Raw genomic sequence first — 19,173 nt, forward strand, 5'->3', positions numbered from 1 at the left:
GTCCAATCCGATGCCGCGACTTCCAACCTCCCATCCGCTGATCCGCTACGCCGGGCAGACGCCCCTGCAACATGTTGAACGCCTGCTCGGCGTCGTCGTTGGTGCGGCGCTCGCCGCGTCTATCGCCCTGGTCTTGACCGGTTGCTCCACGGAGGTCGCCAAGCCGTCGGTAGACCTACCGGCCAAGTTCGCCGCAAGCACCGCCTCCGAGATGGAACCCGAAGCTGCGTGGTGGAAAACTTTCAACGACCCGGTGTTGACGGATCTGGTGCGCCGCGCGATGCGCGAGAACCGGGACGTCAAGATCGCCGCCGAGCGCGTGCGCGCCGCACGCGCCGGCGAGACGATCAGTCGCTCCTGGCTGTTTCCGAGTGTCGGCGTGTCCGCCTTCGGCGCCGACGGCAGCAGCAGCTACGACACTGCCAAGAAGCAGGGCTTTCCAGACACCAAGACCGTCGGCGCGGGCCTGAACGTCTCGTGGGAGCTTGACCTGAGCGGACGCCTGCGCGCTGGCGCGACCGCGGCCGAGGCCGAGGCATTGGCTGCAGAGGACGGTGTACGTGGTGTGCGTCTGCTAGTGATGAGCGACGTCGCCAGCAACTACTTCACGCTGGTCGGCGCGCTGCGCCAGGTCGAAACATTACGCGCGATCTCGGCGGCGCAGGACGAAACACTGCGCCTGGTTAACGCGCGCCACCGTGTAGGGCTGGCAACTTCCTTCGACGTCGAGCGCGCGCAGACCGATGCCGCATCGGCGCGCGCGCAGATCCCACCGCTGGAGACGCTGGCAGCCGTATCGCGGCACCGCATCGCAGTGCTGATCGGTGACCAGGCCTTTAACGCCACGAGCATCCAGCCCTCCCGTGGCAACGTGGTGGCGCCCGAGGCGCGGCAGGGGCAGCCCGCCACCTTGCTACAACGCCGACCTGATGTATTGGCGCTGATGGCGCAGCTCGATGCCGCCAATGCGCGCCGTAAACAAGCCGCGGCCGAGTGGTTCCCGCGACTGTTCCTCGGTGCATCCTACGGCCGCCAGGGCCTTGAGATGAACGGTCTGGATCTCGGCGCCGCCCGCTTCACCAACGTGGCCGGTCTGCTCACCATGCCGATCTTCAACGCCGGGCGCACGCGCGCGATCAACGAGGTCGCCGAGAGCGGCCAGCGTGAGGCACTACTTCGCGCCGAGGACGGCATTGTGCGGGCGCTCGAGGACGTGGAGAACGCCCTCGTCACGCAGGCGCAAGAACGCCACCGCGCCGAGTCGTTGCACTCGGCCACCGAGTCCGCGGAGGCTGCGCTGAGCCACGCGCAGTCGCTCTACGATAAGGGGCAGATCGACCTGTTGCCGCTGCTGGACGCGCAACGGGCGCGCCTGGCGGTGCGCCTGAGCGCCAACGACAGCAACACCCGGATGCTGCTCGATAGCGTGCAGCTCTACAAAGCACTGGGCGGGGGCTGGCAGGTGTTCGAACAACCCGCCAACCCCACTGCAGCCACCGAAGCCGACCGACCACCACTTTCCTAAGAACCTGTCGTTTTTCAAAGAGGAACCGCCTTGAAGAATTCCCTTACTGCGGCCGGCGCCTTGGCCGTAGCCGTCATGCTGTCCGCGTGTAGCCCGGACCAGCCCACCGTGCAGGCACCACGGCCGGTACGCACCGTTGAAATTAACTACGACAATGCCCGCGAAGTCAGTCGCTACGTGGGCACCGTACAGTCGCGGCATGAAGTCGACCAGGCCTTCCGCGTGGGCGGCAAGGTAGCCCAGCGCAAGGTCGATGTAGGCCAGTTTGTGCGCGAAGGCGACATACTGGCTGTGCTGGACGACAGTGACTACCGCCTCGCTGAAGAAGCGTCGCAACAGCAGTGGGCGGTTGCCGTCGAGCAGACGCACCAGGCCGACTCGGAGCGCCAGCGCCTGACCGCGCTGAAGGCTGACGGCTCGGTCAGTGCGGCCGACGACGAGCGTGCCCATACCAATGCCCGGACCGCTCATGCGAACGCCGAAGCCGAGGCGCGAAAGCTCGAACTCGCGCGCAACCGACTCAAGTACACCGTGCTGCGCGCCTCTCGTGGTGGTGTCGTCACGTCTGTACGCTTTGAGGCGGGGCAAGTCGTGGCAGAGGGTCAACCGGTTGTCTCGATTGCAAATCCGGATGAATCCGAAATCGTCGTCGATGTACCCGAGGATCAGTTGTCCGTCTTCAAGGAGGCGCGTTTCAAGGCCTCGCTGGCCAGTGCGCCGAACGAGACCTTCGATGTCACGCTGCGCGAGCTGTCGCCGCAGGCGGCGGCGCAGACGCGCACCTATCGCGCGCGGCTTAAGCCGGTGAAGGCGCTGCCACTGGGCGCCACCGCCACGGTAATGGCCGAGCGCAAGATGACACATATATCGGTGGCGGCGGTGCCGGCCACGGCACTGACGCAAAGCGGCGGCCAGCCGGCGCTGTGGGTGGTCACGCCCGCGGGCAAGGATCCGGTAGGCACCGTCGAACTGATGCCTGTGGCGGTGTGGGGCTACCGCAACGACGAGGTGCTCGTCTCCGGGCCGCAGGCTGGCGTATTGGTCGTTACCGCCGGGGTCCAGAAGATGACGTCCGGACTCAAGGTCGCGCTCCCCGGCGCGGCGATCGTTGACGCGAATATCACGCAGCAGGCCGCCCGATGAACAACTTCAACCTCACCGACTGGGCGCTGCGCCATCGCGCCATCGTCCTGTTCATGCTCCTCATCGTAGCGGTGGCCGGCGTCTTCAGCTTCACCAGGCTCGGTCAGCTCGAGGACCCGAACTTTTCCGTGCCCTCCATGACCGCGATCGTCATCTGGCCGGGCGCAACCGCCCAGCAGATGCAAGACCAGGTCCTCAATCGCATGGAGAAGAAATTCGAGCAGATCGACAACTTCGAGAAGGTGGTCACCTACGCGCGGCAAGGTTACGCAGGCATGACGCTTACCGTGCGCGGCGGCACCTCCAAGGCCGACCAGCGCGAGGCCTGGTATCAGGCGCGCAAGAAACTCAACGACCTGAACCGTGAGCTGCCTGACGGCGTGATCGGCCCAATCGTAAACGACGAGTACGGCGACGTGTATGGCCTGATGTATGCGGTCAAGGGCGACGGCATCGGCCATGCCGACCTGTCGGACGCGGCCGAGGACATCAAGCGCAGCATGCTAAAGGTACCGATGGTCAAGAAGATCGATGTCATCGGCAAGCAGGCCAAGCGTATCTACGTCGAGTTCTCGCACGAACGCCTGGCAGCGCTGGGCATTACACCGCTGGCCATCGCCGAAAGCCTCAAGAGCCAGAACGCCATGTTGCCCGCAGGCCAGATCGACACCAACGGCGACCGCGTCATGGTGCGCGTGAGCGGCCAGTTCGCCAGCGAAGACGCTATCCGCAACGTGCCCATCACCGCGGGCGGCCGGTTGATCAAGCTCGGCGACATCGCGACCGTCTCGCGTGGCTTTGAGGATCCACCAACCTACACGGTCCGCCACAATGGCCAGCCGGTGCTGATGCTCGGCATCACGATGACCAACGACGGCAATATCGTAGACCTCGGCAAGGCGATGGAGACAGCGGTCGACAAGATCCAGTCCGAGCTGCCGCACGGCGTGGAACTGGAGCGCGTGGCCGACCAGCCCTCCACAGTGAAGGACGCGATCTGGGACTTCGAGCGGTCGCTGATGGAGGCGCTGATCATCGTGATCGCGGTGAGCCTGGCCAGTCTGGGCTGGCGCACAGGTCTTGTGGTCGCGACCTCGGTGCCGCTGGTGTTGGGTGGCGTGGCGTTGGTGATGCTGGCAATGGGCTGGAACCTTGAGCGCATCTCGCTCGGCTCACTGATCATTGCGCTCGGCCTGCTGGTCGATGACGCGATCATCGCTATCGAAATGATGGTGGTGAAGATGGAGGCCGGCATGGACCGCGTGAAGGCGGCCGCCTTCTCCTATCAGTCCACCGCCATGCCGCGCCTGACCGGCGCACTCATCACCGTCGTGGGCTTCTTGCCCATCGGCCTCTCGAAGTCCACCACCGGCGAGTACGCGGGTGGCATTTTCTGGATCGTCGGCGCCGCGGTGCTGTTCTCGTGGATCTGCTCGGGTATCTTCACGCCGTACCTGGCGGTCAAGATGCTGCCCAATGACTTCGGCAAGCACCAGCATGCCGGCGATCCGTATGACTCGAAGTTCTACCGCAAGCTGCGCGGCCTGATCGACACCGCCATTGAGCGCCGCTGGGTTGTCATCGGTGCAACGTTTGGTGCCCTGGTGCTTGCTCTGGCCGGCATTAAGTTTGTGCCGCAGCAGTTCTTCCCCAACAGTTCGCGCCCTGAGCTGGTCGTCGACCTGCGCATGAAAGAAGGTTCGTCCTTCGCGGCGACCACCGAGCAGGTGAAGCGCATGGAGGCGGAGTTGTCGAAGGACGAGGAGGTCAAGTACTTCACCGCCTACACCGGCGCCGGCGCACCGCGCTTCTATCTCTCGCTCAATCCCGAGCTGCCGAATCCGGGCTTTGCCCAGTTCGTTGTGATGACCAAGGATCTGGACGCGCGCGAGCGGGTACGTGCGCGGCTGATGGCCGCAGCCGACCAGCAATTCCCTCAGGCGTGGGTGCGCGTAACCCGGCTTGAACTGGGGCCGCCCGTCGGCTACCCAGTGCAGTTCCGCATCGTGGGCCCCGATACCCAGGTAGTGCGCAAAGTCGCCCGCGAGGTAGAAAAGGTGGTCGGGTCCAGCCCGAAGGTGCGTGACCTCCAGCTCGACTGGAACGACCCGGTTCGCACGCTGAAAGTGGAGCTTGATCAGGACAAGGCGAGCGCGCTGGGCCTCACGCCGGCCGACGTGTCGCTGGCGACCCAGACCGTGATGAACGGCGCAACCTTGTCGCAGTTGCGTGAGCACGAGGACCTGATCGACATCGTGGCGCGTGCCGTGCCTGAGGAACGCTTGAACCTCGACACACTGAAAGACATCAACTTATACACGCGCCAGGGCACGGTGGTGCCGCTGTCGCAAGTCGCACAGGTGCACTCTGAGCTGGAAGAGCCGGTGCTGTGGCGCCGCAACCGCGACATGGCGATCACCGTGCGTGCCGATGTGAAAGATGGCGAGCAGGGTGTATCGGTGACGCAGGAGATCCAGCCGTTGCTTAAGGACATCGAAGCCAAGCTGCCGACGGGCTACCGCATAGACGTTGGCGGCGCGGTGGAGGAAAGTGACAAGGCCAACAAGGCGCTGCTCGCGGTGGCCCCGCTGATGCTGGTCACGATCCTGCTGCTGCTTATGCTGCAACTGCAGAACTTTTCTCGCATGTGGATGGTGATCCTGACTGCACCGCTGGGCCTGATCGGTGTGGTGCCGGCGCTGTTGGTGTTTCAGTCGCCGCTGGGCTTCGTCGCGATCCTGGGCATCATCGCACTGGGTGGCATGATCATGCGCAACTCGGTGATCCTGATCGACCAGGTGCAAACCGAGATCGCAGAAGGGCGCGACCCGTGGAATGCTGTGCTCGATGCCGCCATTCACCGGGCCCGTCCGGTGATGCTGACGGCGCTGGCCACCGTGCTTGCAATGATCCCGCTGACGCGCAGTGTGTTCTGGGGGCCGATGGCAATTGCGATCATGGGCGGCCTTACCGTGGCGACGCTACTGACGATCTTCTTCGTCCCGGCGCTGTACGCCGCATGGTTCAAGGTGGGTCGCCAGACGGCCGCTGGCACCCAACAGGTGAGGGGGGACGCCGCGCTCGCTTCTGAGTGATGAGTGCCGTGCACTGTGCTCCCAACCTCACCACTACTAGAAAGGATTGCTCAGCGCCGCTTCTGAAAACAACCGAGGTCAGCCGCGAGGTTCTGCGAACGTTACTCTCTTTCGCCCCCTCGCGGCCTACCTACCGTAGAACACCGCTGGCCTACGCTCCGCAAATGCCGCCAGCCCCTCATCAAAGTCGCTGCTTTCACACGCCTGTCGACGCAGTTCAGCAATCTGCTCCATTGCCTGCACAGGCATCGGTTGCAGGTCTTCGAGGATGCGCAATTGCTCCTTGACCGCCTGAACGGCCAGCGGCGCCTTGCTTGCGATACCGCGTGCCAGTTCAAGCGCTGTCGCCTCCAGCGCGTCGCTGTCGACCAGCCTGTTGATCACACCGAAGCGTTCAGCGCGTTCTGCATCGAGTTTCTGTGCGGTGAAAAACATTTCCTTCAGCACGTGAATCGGCAGGTTGTTGAAGAAGCGCAGCAACCCGCTGGTGGTGTAAGGCAAACCGATGTTGGCCGGGGTCATGGCAAAGCTCGCGCTGTGATCCGCGACGACCAGGTCGCAGCTCATTACCAGGTCGACCGCGCCGCCCCACACCGAGCCGGAGACCATGGCAATCACCACGCCGGGGTAGGCGCGTAAGCGGCGTAATACCTGTTCGAGTGGCTTGCCGTAGGCAATCGGGTCGCGGTCATGTTGCAGTTCGCGGATGTCGTGGCCAGCGCTCCACACTGCCTGGCCCACCTCGCTGCCCAGTATCACCACCGGTATGCGTTGTGACGCCAGTGCGGCAAGACTTTCGTCGAACGCCGTCAGCAGTTGCGCGCTGAGTGCGTTCCGGTGTGTGGGGTTACTGAAGACCAACCGCCCGATTCGTTCATCGACAATGTTGACCGTCACGGTGGCGGAAGAGGTTTGTGTCGGGGTCATTGTGCTGTTCCTGTTGATTGTCCGGAAGCCATTGCTGGCGAATCGTTTGTGTCCTGGTACACGGCCTTCGCGGCCAGCAGCGCATTGATCGACGCGGCGTCGAAACCTGCCTCGCGTAGTACTTCGAGGGTGTGTTCGCCCAAAAGGGGCGGTGGTCGCTGGCTGACGCCTGGTGCCGGTTCAGCTGCGTCAGTGGCGCTGAACACGGGGGTCACGACCTGCCGCAGTGCGCCGAGCGTTGGGTGCATGAGTGTCTTGGTCAGCTGGCTATGCAGCACCTGCGGGTCGTCGAACACTTCGTCGAGTGTGTTGATCGGGCCGGCGGGTAAGCCTGCCTCGATGAGCAGTTCTGTCCACGCTCGTTTGCTGCGGGTTTTTAAACGGCTTTCCAGGATGGCTTTCAATTCGTCACGCCGCGCAACCCGGGCTTCATTGGTCGCGAAGCGCGGGTCGTCCGGCAGCGTGGGTAAATCGAGCAGCACGCATAAACGTCCCCACATGGCCGAGGTGATCGGCGCCAGATTGAGCGGGCCGTCCTGCGTCTGGAACACGCCGTAAGGCGCAATGACTGAATGGGCGTTGCCCGTGCGGCAGGGGACATCGCCCAGGCTGAGGTAGCGTTGACCGTGCACACTTAACAACCCGACCAGGCTGGCCAGCAACGACGTGCTGACGTGCTGGCCGTGCCCGGTGCGTTCGCGCTCCAGCAAGGCGGCCAATACCGCCGTCACCAGCCACATGCCCGAGGTCAGGTCGCCGATGGCCGTACCGGTGCGGGTCGGGTCGCCATCGACGAAACCCGTCAGGCTCATCAGCCCCGAGTAGCCCTGGGCGATCTGGTCGAAACCCGGCCAACTGCTCATCGGCCCGTCGGTGCCAAAGGCGTTGATGCTGCCCATGATCAGCCGCGGGTTGCGCGCGCTGAGCACGTCATAGCTGAGCCCCATGCTCTCGAGGGTGCCGGGTTTGAAGTTCTCGATCACGACGTCGGCATCATCGATCAACTGCTGGATCGTGGCCAACCCTTGGGGATTGCGGAAGTCGATGCACATGCCGCGTTTATTGCGATTGCACGATAGATAGTAGGTGCTCACGCCCCGGTCGAACGGGCCCCAGGTCCGGCTCATGTCGCCGGTCGGGCCGGGCTCGATCTTGATCACATCGGCGCCGAGGTCCGCCAGCACCATGGTGCAGAACGGCCCGGACAGCGCACGGCTCAGGTCGACGATCTTCACGCCTTGCAAAGCTTGCATACGGTTCTCCAGTGAATGTTTGAGCGGTGCGGTTTTATTGCGGCAACGTCTGATCCCGGGTTTCTACGGCAAACGGCAGGATCAGCACACCCAGCACGAAGGCGGCGGTCGTCCATGCGATCGGTGCGCCTATCGAGCCATACCAGTGAATCGCAGCGGCCAGCAGGAAGTTGACGCCCGCGCCGATGAAGCGGCCGACCGATGCGTTGAAGGCGAAGGCCGTGGCGCGTATCCGGGTCGGATACTGTTCGGGCAGCCAGAGCGAGAAAATCGCGAAATTGCCGCCGAAGAAGCCGAGGAACACCAACGACACCATGAACAGATGCAGGCCGTCGTCCATGTAGAACACCCAGCCGAACGCGAAGACGATCGACGCGGCCATGCCGCCGAAGTAGATGCCCAGTGCAACCCGTCTACCGAGTCGTTCGGCCAGCCAAGGCGCCACGAGGCACCCGAGAATCGTGCTGAGCGACAGCACCGCCGCGCCAATGGACGCCAGATGCACCGCCCCGACGTGGTCGATACCGGCGCGCGTCGCCAGTGTCACGACGGCCGTCGCTTCGTAAACCGAGCCGGCCCACAAGCCGACGATAGCGACCCCGACCAGGGCAGAGCTGGTCAGCGTGCGGCGCCGAAACGCCGGTGCGAAGATTTCCCACCACGGTGCACGCGCGCAAGCAGTTGGCGAGTGGGGGCGTGCGACGTTATGCGCAGCGTTGCGTATCTGGCCGGGTTCTTTGATCTTCAACGCGGTATAGATCGCAACGACCGCCGGGGCGAGGCCGCATAGAAACATCACGCGCCAGCCATAGGTTGCGCCGACGGTGTAGTTCAGCCACGCGGCAATGAAGAAACCGAGGTAGTAGCCCGTTTGCAGATAGCCTGCACCCATCTTGCGCCGGTCTTCCGGCCAGCTCTCGGCCACGTAGGTGCCGGCCAGTGCCCACTCGCCACCGACGCCGATCCCGGCGATCAGCCGAAAAATGGCCAACTGCCAAATGTTGTCTGAGAAAGCCGCCGCTCCGGTAAAGAGCGAGTAGACCAGAATGCTTGCGGCCAGCGTCTTGACCCGGCCGAAGCGGTCGGCGAGGGGCCCCCAAATGAATGACAGACCCCAACCGATCAGGAACAGCCCGAACATCACAGAGCCGTACATGGCGATGTTGGCGGGGGTTGGGGTAATGCCCGAGTTGGGGAGCAGCTCGGTCAGGGCGGGAATCAAAACCAGTGCGAAGATCACCGAATCCACGCCATCCAGAACCCATCCCAGGTAGACCGCCCAGAAACCGCGAATCTGCTCGCGGGTCAGGGGCGTTTTGATGGGTTTCACGCTCGTTGCCGATGTTGTTAATGCTCTAAACATCAAGATCTCCCATTGGCCCTGATCAGGCCTATAGAAGCACCGCGAGACCGTTATGGCCGTCAGCGCTTCGTTTATTGTGAAATCAGTCTAGGCAGCGCATCTCATAAGCATCAAATATGAAATTCCTTTGATCCCATCGGATTTTTATATAGAGTCAGGTTCTTTGGACGCCCCTCATGGACCTGCGCCAGTTGCGGTATTTCATCAAGGTGGTTGAGTGCGGCAACATCACCCGCGCCAGTGAAGCGCTGCATATCGCGCAGCCCGCGATCAGTCAGCAGATGCGCAATCTGGAACGGGATATGGACATGCAATTGCTCGAGCGCAGCGTGCAGGGCGTGGTGCCCACCGCGGCTGGCCAGACGCTGTACCGGCATGCCATCGAGCTGCTGCGCCAGGCCGATGGCACCCGGGAACTGCTGCGTCAGGACGCCGAATTCCCGCAGGGAAAGGTATCGGTCGGCATGCCGTCGAGTACTGCTCGTATGTTGGCGATTCCGCTCGCTCGCACGATCCGCAGTCGCTATCCGGGTATCAAGCTGGAGTTGATCGATGCACCGAGCGCCGACCTGGGCGGCCTGATCACGGTTGGACGGGTTGCACTGGCGGTGATTGTCGATGCGGTCGAAACCCGTGGTGTGGTCTCGCAGCGGCTGCTTACCGAAACCCTGTATCTGGTGGCGTGGCCGGAGTTTTCGATAGCGGATGAACCGGTGTCGATCGACGCCTTGGCGAAGATGCCGCTGGTGCTGCCCTGTGCACCGAACACGATTCGCAGTCGGGTCGAGTCGGCATTGCAGGAGGCCGGACTGCACTGTGAGGTTGAGTTCGAAGCCAATTCCACGGACTTGTTGTTCTCGGCCGTCAAGGCAAAGCTCGGTGTCACGATCCTGCCTTGGGCGGCTGCCTATGTTGAACTTGAACAACATAAGCTCAAGCTGGCCAGGATCGATCATCGACTCTTCACACGTGATCTATCGCTGTGCTGGCATGACACGGCCGTGCAGAGCAACGCGGTGCAAAAGGTCAAGGCGACCATTTTTGAACTGTTCGACGAGTTTGAGCGGCAGCCGGGGTGGGCGGACGGACAATGACGAGTCAGTTGCGTGGGTGAAATAGGCTTTTTACATCTTGAAGATCAAAAGATCGCAGCCTTCGGCAGCTCCTATTACAGAGGCATGCGCGACTCGATATTTGTAGGAGCTGCCGAAGGCTGCGATGGTGGTAGCACGAACGCAGATGATCTTCAGATCAGCCCTCGTTGTACTCATCATGCCTGCGCCACCAAGGCCCCGTCTCATTCCGTCCCTTGGGCGCTCGGTCGAGCCATTGGTACATGCCCCAGAGCCCATCCAGCCCGCGCGCATAGGTGGAATAGGTGTGGTAGACGACACCATCCTCGAGTACGAACGCACTCAGGCCTGGCCTGTCACGTGAGTACGTAGGTGCGTCGGTTCCGCAGGTGGCGGCGAATTGCGCGACGGGCTCGGGGACTTGTGTGGCGTCCATGGTGTGGCCGCCGCGCTGGTAGTTGTATTCGATGAGTCCTTCGCGCTGTTGCGCCTCGGTGAACGAGACGTTGAAGTCGGCGGTGAAGTCGCTGTCGGATGCGGACGCCCAGGGAAACGTCCAGCCCATCCGCCGTTTGTACGCCTGCAGCTTCGCCAGCGGCGCCCGGGACACCGCCGCCAGCGTGACGTCGTGGTTCGCCAGGTGGACGACGAAGCCGTCGAACCCGTCCGCGATTGCCGAGCAGGACGGGCACCCGGCCGTGTAGTCGGGGCCGAACATGAAGTGGTAGACGAGCAGTTGCAAGCGCCCGTTGAAGAGGTCGGCCAGCGAAGCACTGCCGTCATCGGTGTCGAATCGGTAAGCCTTGTCGACCCGAACCCACGGCAGCGCCTGACGTTGCCGCGCCAGTTCGTCGCTGCGCCGGGTCAGCGCCTTCTCCGCTTCGAGCAGTTCGAGCCGTGCTGCCAGCCATTGTTCACGTGTGCCGGTCATGTGTCTGGTCATGATTGTTCGCTCCCTTGGGTGTCGTCCTTCGTGGTGGGTGGTCGTGAGATAGACTAAACGCTGGGCATCGGACGGTGGGAGTGACAAGTGTGGCGGGATTCAGATGGACTCGCTGATCACGGCTGCGGCGCTTGCGCTGGCGGCGGGTGACCCTCTTGGTGCGCTGAACCGGGTCGCCTTACGCGACGATGCGCCGGCGCTTGCGCTGCGAGGCATCGCGATGGCGCAGCTCGGCGATCTGGTTCGAGCGAAGGCGCTGCTGCGCAGTGCGGCCCGTGCCTTTGGCCCGAAAGAGTCCTTGGCCCGGGCGCGGTGTGTCGTCGCCGAGGCCGAGATCGCGCTCGCCTCCCGCGACTTGGGCTGGCCGGCGAAGGTGCTCGACGCCGCGCGGGCGACGCTCGAGGCACACGGCGACCGGGTCAACGCCGCCCATGCGCGGTATCTCGAGATCCGGCGCTGGCTGCTGATCGGGTGCCTCGACGAGGCCGAGTGCCGGCTCGCCGAGCTCGACGCCACGCCTTTACCGCCTGCATTAAGGGCCGCTCACGAGTTGGTCGTGGCCGGAATCGCGATGCGGCGACTCCAGACGAATAGGGCGCGCGCTGCCCTCGCTCGGGCCGAGCACGCCGCGCGCCACGCCGGTATCCCTGCGCTGACAGCGGAGGTCGAAAGCGCATCCCTCGTCCTGAACACACCTGCGGCGCGCCTGATTGCCCGTGACGAGGAGCGGCCCCTGCTGCTGGAGGAGGTTGAAGCGTTGCTGGCGTCAAAGGCGTTGGTCGTCGACGCGTGCCGTCATGTGGTTCGTGGCGCCGGCACGTTGGTCCCCCTCGCAAGGCGTCCGGTGTTGTTCGCGCTGGCACGGGCGCTGGGCGAAGCGTGGCCCGCCGACGTGTCGAGGGAAACGCTGATTGCCCGGGCCTTTCGATTGAAGTTCGTTGATGAGTCCCATCGCGCACGGTTGCGTGTCGAAGTCGGGAGGCTTCGCGCGGCACTTCGGCCCCTGGCCGGCGTGACCGCGACGAAGCGCGGGTTTGTCCTGGTGCCCCGTGGCGCACAGGAGGTCGTCGTGTTGGCGCGGCCCGTGGAAGAGAAGGATACGGCGGTGTTCGCCTTGCTCGCCGACGGTGAGTCGTGGTCGAGTTCGGCCCTGGCGCTTGCCCTTGGCGTCAGCCAGCGCACGGTGCAGCGGACACTCGACGCGCTGGCGGCCGTTGGCAAGGTGCAGTCGTTCGGTTGCGGGCGAGCCCGTCGCTGGATGACCCCGCCGGTGCCGGGTTTCGTGACGACCTTGTTACTCCCCGTTCCACTACCGAGTGACTAGGATTTGTTGACGTTTGGTGGCGGTCGTCACCAAACGTCAACAGACCCTAGGATCACTTCACTACCTAGGGGGTGTTCTCAATTAGTTTCCGCACCGCGCCGGGTCTGCTGTTGTGCAGGGCAAGGCGCGAGAAGCGTGGTTTGGTCATTCCAAATAAGCTTCGAGCAACGCAGCCCTGCACAACAGCAGGCCCGGCCCTTCGGGTTGTGCCTTAAAGCGGGCCAGGCTGCGTTGCAGGCCTTGGAAAGGGAACAACCATTACCTGCGGCCTGCGCCTTGCCTGGCCTGCTTTAAGGCGACAACGCGGCGTGGAAATTAATTGAGAACGCCCCCTAGTGATGAGGATGGAAAAATGAAACGCTCAGCAGCAGAAATCCTCCGTGAATATGGACCCTTTGCGGGTGTCGACAGCGTGCATGGCGTGACCTATGACGGTCAGCACGTCTGGTTCGCTTCCGGAGACAAACTGACCGCCTTCGATCCGGCGAGCGGTCAGACGCTACGCTCGATTGATGTCGCCGCCCATGCAGGAACCGCCTTCGACGGCCAACACCTGTTTCAGATCGCCGAGGATCGCATCCAGAAGATCGATCCGGAGACCGGCAATGTGCTCGCCACCATCCCCGCGCCTGGCAGCAGTGACTCGGGGCTTACGTGGGCTGAAGGGACACTCTGGGTAGGCGAGTATCGGGACCGGAAGATTCATCAGATCGATCCCGAGACCGGGGCGATTCTGCGCACCATTGAGTCCAACCGCTTTGTCACCGGGGTTACCTGGGTTGAGGGAGCGCTTTGGCACGGTACGTGGGAAGGAGATGAGAGCGAATTGCGGCGAGTCGATCCGAAAACGGGAGAGGTTCTGGAGAGCGTCAAGATGCCGGAAGGAGTCGGGGTGTCGGGGCTTGAGTCTGATGGTGGCGATCAGTTTTTCTGCGGAGGCGGGGGTAGCGGCAAGGTGAGGGCTGTTCGCCGGCCTGAATGAGATGCCGCGGCTGGCGAGGGCTGTGCCGCGCCTATACGCTTCACCATACCTTGTCGTCGCTTAACCAGTACATCGCCGTACAATCAGCCATCAGGATGAAGAGCAGAGTCATGCACGAACATACTTATCAACTGCTGGAAGTCGTCGGCGGTAAGCCAATCAAGCTCTGGGCCCAAGGTGTTCCAGTGGAAGACGACGCCAAAAAGCAGCTGATGAACACCGCAAAGATGCCATTCATCTTCAAGCATCTTGCGGTTATGCCTGATGTCCACCTGGGCAAGGGATCGACCATCGGCAGTGTGATTCCCACCGTGGGCGCGATCATTCCGGCTGCGGTCGGGGTGGATATCGGCTGCGGGATGATCGCGGCATGCACCTCACTGACCGCCGCTGACCTGCCGGATAACCTGCACGGCCTGCGTAGTGCCATTGAGAAAGCCGTGCCCCATGGGCGCACGTCCAATCGTGGCGGACGAGACAAAGGCGCGTGGGAACACATTCCGCACCAGGCCGATCAGGCGTGGGCTGCGCTGGATTCCCGGTTCAAGGCCATCACCGGCAAATACCCCACGCTGGCGAACACCAACAATCGCAAGCATTTGGGAACTCTGGGGACGGGTAATCACTTCATCGAGGTCTGCCTGGACGAAGCGAACCGGGTCTGGTTCATGTTGCACAGTGGGTCACGCGGGGTGGGCAATGCCATCGGCAACCTGTTCATCCAACTGGCTCAGGCAGATATGCGTCAGCACATAGCGAGCCTGCCGGACCGCGATCTGGCCTACTTCGAAGAAGGCAGCCGGCACTTCAATGACTACGTTGAAGCGGTCGGCTGGGCGCAGGACTTCGCTCGGCAGAACCGCGCACTGATGATGCAGGCAGTCATTCTTGCGGTGCGCAAGGTGATTGCCAAACCGTTCGACGTTGCGCTGGAAGCGGTGAACTGCCACCACAACTACGTGCAAAAAGAGCGGCATTTTGGACAGGAAATACTGGTCACCCGCAAGGGTGCGGTGTCGGCGAAAAAAGGCGAGCTGGGGATTATCCCCGGATCAATGGGGGCAAAAAGTTTCATCGTCCGTGGGCTGGGTAATGAACAATCTTTCTGCTCCTGCAGCCACGGCGCCGGTCGCACCATGAGCCGCACCAAGGCGAAAAGCATGTTCACCGTGGAAGACCAGATTCGCGCCACCGCCCATGTCGAATGCCGCAAGGATGCCGCGGTAATCGATGAGATTCCGATGGCCTATAAGGACATCGACGACGTCATGCAAGCCCAGCAGGATCTGGTGGAAGTGCTGCACACCCTGCGCCAGGTGGTGTGCGTCAAAGGGTAGGAAAGTGGACTACATGAACCGACCCTTTATAGGGGGTTCAGCGAACAGCAAAAGTGCAGATTGTTGTCAGTCTGTTGGAATGATTTGACTACCAGAGTGTCGATTCTATAAGGCGACGTCGCCAACAGGGTGCATCCTTCGAAGCATTATAGCGTCGGAGTTTTGTTGCGTATTTCACGACTAGCAGGGTCGGAAAGTCGGGTCAGACGTGGCGCAAAATAGAGAGTCAAATTTGCTTCAGTCAGCAGGATCGATCATGCGCCTCATTTGGATAGCAACCTGCCTCGCAACAGTCCTTCTCGGAAGTCAGGCGATCGCAGCTGAGAGCGCGCAAAGCACCGGAGCGACTATCGACAAGGCGCAGGTCCTGGAACAGAAAGCCGCCGACAAAGAGAGCGTGGCACCTGCGCCCAAGGCCGAAACCATCACCAAATCTGAAGTGCAGGCGGTCGATCCGGCAGGCAAAGCGTCGTTGCACGATGCAATCACCTGTCTCTCTCGCACCATTTACTGGGAAGCCAAAGGTGGGGCAGCTGCCGACATGGAAGGTGTCGCCAACGTTGTCTTGAACCGGATAGGTCATGAGGGCTTTCCAGGTACGATTTGCGAGGTGGTCAAGCAAGGCTCCGAAAAGAAGGCCTGTCAGTTTTCGTGGTGGTGTGACAGGCATTCGGATCAGGCAGACGAGGAGGGCGCCTACGCAACGGCCAAAGAAATAGCGCGAAAAGCGCTCAACCAGCAACTCACGGACCGAACCCATGGCGCGATGTATTTCCACGACAGGAAGGTGAAACCCGACTGGGCCAGGAAGTACATCAAGACAGCCGAGACCAAAAAATTTCTTTTCTATAAGCCTCATGACGACACAGCAAAATAGGTCTTCAATCTTGCGGACGCTCCGATGGAGGGTCCGCCCCGTCTTCGACGCCGCGCTGTCGCACAGCAAACAGAGTACCGATTCTGCCCTGAGGGCGTAGGAGCTGACTTGTCTGCGAAAGGCCGGGGTCGCGTCCGACACGAAGGACCTTCCAACAGTGGTGAATTCACCATTTTTGCCAGCGCTTCGCACTGGATCGCAGACAAGTCAGCTCCTACAGGGGGTCAGCGTTTGGCTGAAAATTTAACAGAATTTATTACTTATTTATCAATGACTTATGCGTTGTTTGAGGGGCTTCACCGGATCAAGTGGGTGTTATGAGTTTTGGAGACGTTCCGGGTATAAATCCAAACCACCAAAATGAAAGTAAATGGCATTGCGAAAACGCTCCCGATTTCGAAACCCGCAAGAGCGTTGCTTGAGCCGTTGAATGCGTGCGTTCATGCTTTCTGCATGACCGTTATGCAGGTTCAACACGATGGCGTTGACGATGCCCCACAGTCGTCGCTTGATCGTTTTGGCGACTTTCCACATCGGTGGCAGCCCACTGTTCAAGGCCCATTCCAGCCAGTGGTTCCACTGTTGTTCGACCTCATCCCGATCCTTACCTCGCCACAACTGCATGGCCAGATCCTTGATCGCCCACGCTTTGGCTGTACGCAACGAACCCTCTCGCAACGACTCGAAGGTTGCCTGTTGTCGCTCAGTCATGTTCTCAGCCCGCTTGAGCCAGACGTATTTCGTGTTCTTGAGCACCGTGGAGCCGGCCTTTAGCAACTCGCGGTTCTCCATATGACGCACTCTGTCCAACGCCTCACTTAACAGCTTGGCCACATGGAACTTGTCGAACGCTATTTTGTGCATGGCATCAGGAATATGACGTTGGGTCGCGCTGATGAAGGCGGGCCACATGTCCATCGAAACGCCTGTAATTGCTTGCTTCTGGTCACTATTGAGCTTCGTATAAAACGCTTCCAGGCTCTGTGTAAGGTTGCCGTCTTCCACATGCAAGACCTGACCCGTTGCGGGGTCGGTCACCACGGTGACGTACTCGCGACGCTTTTGAAACGAAGTCTCGTCCACGCATATCTGGGTCGGTGATAACGGTTTTCGACGCGCCAATCCGCGTCTGACGGCGCGAGCCATGATCCGGTCAATGCTGCCCCAGCTCGTCTGGAGTTGACGCGAGACCGCCTGAATACTGGCTTCCTGGATCCAGTTGATCACCAATGCTTCAAACATCAAGGTGAAACCTGAACCAGCGTCTGCCCACGGGACCTCGACAGTCACCACGCCATGCTCGGCGCAATGAACTCTGGGCACCTCAGCCTCTAGAATGGTCACGAACTGACACGTATCAAGATGCCGCCAACGACGTTTGCGTTTGTCATAACGCGAAGCGTGCAGGCCACATTGCGGACAGGTGAACGCAGCAGCATCAGATACTCCAACGCCGACAACGACTTGCCCCAACGCACGGTCAAGGTTAACTGCGACCACTTTCCACGGAGCCTGGAGCCCAAGAATTTGGGCATATAAATCAATATCTCTCATGGGGAGGAGAATAGATTACCCACTCAAAACGGTGAAGCCCCTTGTTTGATAGGAGGCGGTAGTCACGGCGACTGCGGAATCTATCCCGCACGAGACCTGGGCCTTTATGCCATCCGGTTTCTTCGTACAGAACCTAGTTCTTGTTCGCCGCACTGGCCTTTGCTTTGCCGCGCTCATACAGGGAGTCGGCGAGCGTTTGTCGCTCGTCCGCCGGCAGCTCACTTGCTGCTGGCGTTACGACTATGGGTATCGGGTACGTTGACGGTTTACGCAGGGTCAAGGCCTGACACCAGGCGCGGTCACTCAGGCTGAAGCGCCAGGATGGGGATGGCTGCGTCGAAGGGGCCCCCGGTCTGGGTTGGCTTTCCGTTGCATCGAGAACTATCCTTGACACTGCTGAAATCCGCACGTAAAGGGGGTTGTCGTCATGGCGCATAACTACCTCATATCCCACTCTTTCACAAACACCGCATTTCAGAGCGGTAGAGCGTACAGCCTTCAGAATGTTATCCGCCAAGCCGGTTCACAGGGTGTAATGCACCACTTGGTGTCTATTTGTAGGTGGCCAGCTCAAGCAGTAGTCGTTTCGAGGGCATCAATGCAATAGAGGAGGATGGCAATGAAGTACATGATCAGCTGGTTCGAGCGCCCACAAGGTTCGCCTGCGGAGTACGAGAATGCGCAGAAACGGATCCTTGAAGTGTTCAGTCAATGGAAGGCACCGGACAATTTCAAGATCGAGGTGTTTGTCGTGCGCGTGGGTGAGTGGGGTGGGCACATGTTGGTGGACTGCGACGATCCGCTGGCGGTTCACAAGGTTTGCTCGACGTTTCCTGCGTTTGAATTCCAGGCGCGCCCGGTGGTTGCCGTAGAGGACGCGGTCCGGGTCGAACTCGAAGCAATCGCGTGGCGAGATGAACTGAAGCGCAAGTGATAGTTGCCATTGCCATTGTCTTCAGCCTCGCCTGCCAGATCGCGAACAAGTTCACTCTTACGGGGTATGCGGTCTTCTGTGGGGCGAACGTGTTCGCGATAAAGGGGGCATGACTTCAGGCCGACGCACTGGGCCGGGCAGCGACCACGTCGTACCAGCGCTTGATGGCTTTGTGCTTGTTGATGATCGGCAAGTTCAAGGCCCGCGTGGCGAAGTCGACGGTGGCCATCGCGGTAATGTCAGCGATGGAAAACTGCTCCCCAGCACAAAAGGGTACTTCTGTCAGGCGCTTGTCGAGATCGGTGTAGAAATTGACCACCCGTAGCTTGCTGCGATCAACGAGTTCGGGGATTTGCTCGTAGTCGTAGGGCCCGGTGAGTGCGCGACCCTTGAGGCCCGACAGAGAGTTACGAACGGCGTCCATGACCGCGGCAAAACCTTCAAGCTCCATGCGCCGGTCCCACATGGTCACTAATACTTTCTCTTTTATGCTGCTCCCCAGCAGCACAGGCTCCGGGTACACCTCCTCAAGGTAGCGGCAGATGGCCGGGACTTCGCCAATCGACGTCCCGTCATCCAGTACCAGGGTAGGCACCACGCTGCGTGGGTTGATGGCGCGGTAGGTGTCCGAGAACTGCTGCTTGGTGCCCAGATCAAGGTCGATCTTTGGCACCTCGATACCCTTTTCGGCGATAAAGATCCGAACCCTGCGTGAGTTCGGCGAGGCAACGGCCTGATAAAGCTTCATCGTAGGCGTAGACATGACGTGGCTCCTCAGATGCCCCCAGATTAAGGGGCTGGAAAACTACAAAAGGAGCTTAGTCTGCCCGCAGCGTTGGCGGA

The 19,173-nt window shown here is 61.2% G+C and carries 15 protein-coding genes; 9 read left to right on the top strand and 6 right to left on the bottom strand.

Annotated features, from left to right (window positions below; translation table 11 throughout):
• Positions 1-10 precede the first annotated feature (10 nt).
• The 3 genes from AC1MEE_RS06690 to AC1MEE_RS06700 are packed head-to-tail and all read left to right on the top strand — an operon-like array spanning position 11 to position 5,763.
• Positions 11-1,525: an efflux transporter outer membrane subunit gene (locus AC1MEE_RS06690; RefSeq protein WP_480416168.1), complete on the top strand. Its 1,515-nt coding sequence runs from the start codon at positions 11-13 to the stop codon at positions 1,523-1,525.
• Between the two features lie 30 nt (positions 1,526-1,555).
• Positions 1,556-2,668 (top strand): efflux RND transporter periplasmic adaptor subunit, encoded by a 1,113-nt coding sequence (locus AC1MEE_RS06695; RefSeq protein WP_480414529.1) that lies wholly within the window; start codon positions 1,556-1,558, stop codon positions 2,666-2,668.
• Positions 2,665-5,763 (top strand): efflux RND transporter permease subunit, encoded by a 3,099-nt coding sequence (locus AC1MEE_RS06700; protein WP_480414530.1) that lies wholly within the window; start codon positions 2,665-2,667, stop codon positions 5,761-5,763. The genes AC1MEE_RS06695 and AC1MEE_RS06700 overlap by 4 nt, the downstream gene beginning before the upstream one ends.
• Positions 5,764-5,889: 126 nt before the next feature.
• On the opposite strand, the gene scpB is transcribed toward AC1MEE_RS06700, so the two are convergent.
• Genes scpB through AC1MEE_RS06715 form a run of 3 tightly spaced genes read right to left on the bottom strand, consistent with a single transcriptional unit; the run spans position 5,890 to position 9,306 of the window.
• Positions 5,890-6,690 carry a methylmalonyl-CoA decarboxylase gene (gene scpB / locus AC1MEE_RS06705; protein WP_480414532.1) on the bottom strand — a complete coding sequence of 267 codons (801 nt, stop codon included), beginning with the start codon at positions 6,688-6,690 and terminating at the stop codon, positions 5,890-5,892.
• Positions 6,687-7,943 carry a CaiB/BaiF CoA transferase family protein gene (locus AC1MEE_RS06710; RefSeq protein WP_480414533.1) on the bottom strand — a complete coding sequence of 419 codons (1,257 nt, stop codon included), beginning with the start codon at positions 7,941-7,943 and terminating at the stop codon, positions 6,687-6,689. The genes scpB and AC1MEE_RS06710 overlap by 4 nt, the downstream gene beginning before the upstream one ends.
• 34 nt (positions 7,944-7,977) lie before the next feature.
• Positions 7,978-9,306, bottom strand: coding sequence for an MFS transporter (locus AC1MEE_RS06715; RefSeq protein WP_480414535.1), 1,329 nt, complete (start codon positions 9,304-9,306; stop codon positions 7,978-7,980).
• Positions 9,307-9,482: 176 nt separating this feature from the next.
• Between AC1MEE_RS06715 and AC1MEE_RS06720 the strand changes: the two genes are divergently transcribed.
• Complete coding sequence (locus AC1MEE_RS06720; RefSeq protein ID WP_480414536.1) at positions 9,483-10,400, top strand: LysR substrate-binding domain-containing protein; 918 nt, start codon at positions 9,483-9,485, stop codon at positions 10,398-10,400.
• A gap of 157 nt (positions 10,401-10,557) precedes the next feature.
• On the opposite strand, the gene AC1MEE_RS06725 is transcribed toward AC1MEE_RS06720, so the two are convergent.
• Positions 10,558-11,322, bottom strand: a complete 765-nt coding sequence (locus tag AC1MEE_RS06725; RefSeq protein ID WP_480414537.1) for a DUF899 domain-containing protein — start codon at positions 11,320-11,322, stop codon at positions 10,558-10,560.
• Between the two features lie 103 nt (positions 11,323-11,425).
• Between AC1MEE_RS06725 and AC1MEE_RS06730 the strand changes: the two genes are divergently transcribed.
• From AC1MEE_RS06730 to AC1MEE_RS06745, 4 genes are all read left to right on the top strand, one after another.
• Positions 11,426-12,646 (top strand): helix-turn-helix domain-containing protein, encoded by a 1,221-nt coding sequence (locus tag AC1MEE_RS06730; RefSeq protein WP_480414538.1) that lies wholly within the window; start codon positions 11,426-11,428, stop codon positions 12,644-12,646.
• A 352-nt stretch (positions 12,647-12,998) separates the two neighbouring features.
• Positions 12,999-13,628, top strand: a complete 630-nt coding sequence (locus tag AC1MEE_RS06735; protein ID WP_480414539.1) for a Vgb family protein — start codon at positions 12,999-13,001, stop codon at positions 13,626-13,628.
• Between the two features lie 110 nt (positions 13,629-13,738).
• Positions 13,739-14,965 carry an RtcB family protein gene (locus tag AC1MEE_RS06740; protein WP_480414540.1) on the top strand — a complete coding sequence of 409 codons (1,227 nt, stop codon included), beginning with the start codon at positions 13,739-13,741 and terminating at the stop codon, positions 14,963-14,965.
• 256 nt (positions 14,966-15,221) lie between these two features.
• Positions 15,222-15,842, top strand: coding sequence for a cell wall hydrolase (locus tag AC1MEE_RS06745; protein WP_480414541.1), 621 nt, complete (start codon positions 15,222-15,224; stop codon positions 15,840-15,842).
• A 315-nt stretch (positions 15,843-16,157) separates the two neighbouring features.
• Here the strand turns inward: AC1MEE_RS06745 and AC1MEE_RS06750 are convergent, their stop codons facing one another.
• Entirely contained in the window at positions 16,158-17,396 is a 1,239-nt protein-coding gene (locus tag AC1MEE_RS06750) for an ISL3 family transposase (protein ID WP_480410596.1), read from the bottom strand.
• 619 nt (positions 17,397-18,015) lie between these two features.
• Between AC1MEE_RS06750 and AC1MEE_RS06755 the strand changes: the two genes are divergently transcribed.
• Positions 18,016-18,330, top strand: a complete 315-nt coding sequence (locus tag AC1MEE_RS06755) for a DUF3303 domain-containing protein (RefSeq protein ID WP_480414542.1) — start codon at positions 18,016-18,018, stop codon at positions 18,328-18,330.
• Between the two features lie 115 nt (positions 18,331-18,445).
• Here the strand turns inward: AC1MEE_RS06755 and AC1MEE_RS06760 are convergent, their stop codons facing one another.
• Positions 18,446-19,093 (bottom strand): glutathione S-transferase family protein, encoded by a 648-nt coding sequence (locus AC1MEE_RS06760; RefSeq protein WP_480414543.1) that lies wholly within the window; start codon positions 19,091-19,093, stop codon positions 18,446-18,448.
• Between the last annotated feature and the right edge of the window lie 80 nt (positions 19,094-19,173).

Source organism: Pseudomonas sp. ASL3 (assembly GCF_056680425.1).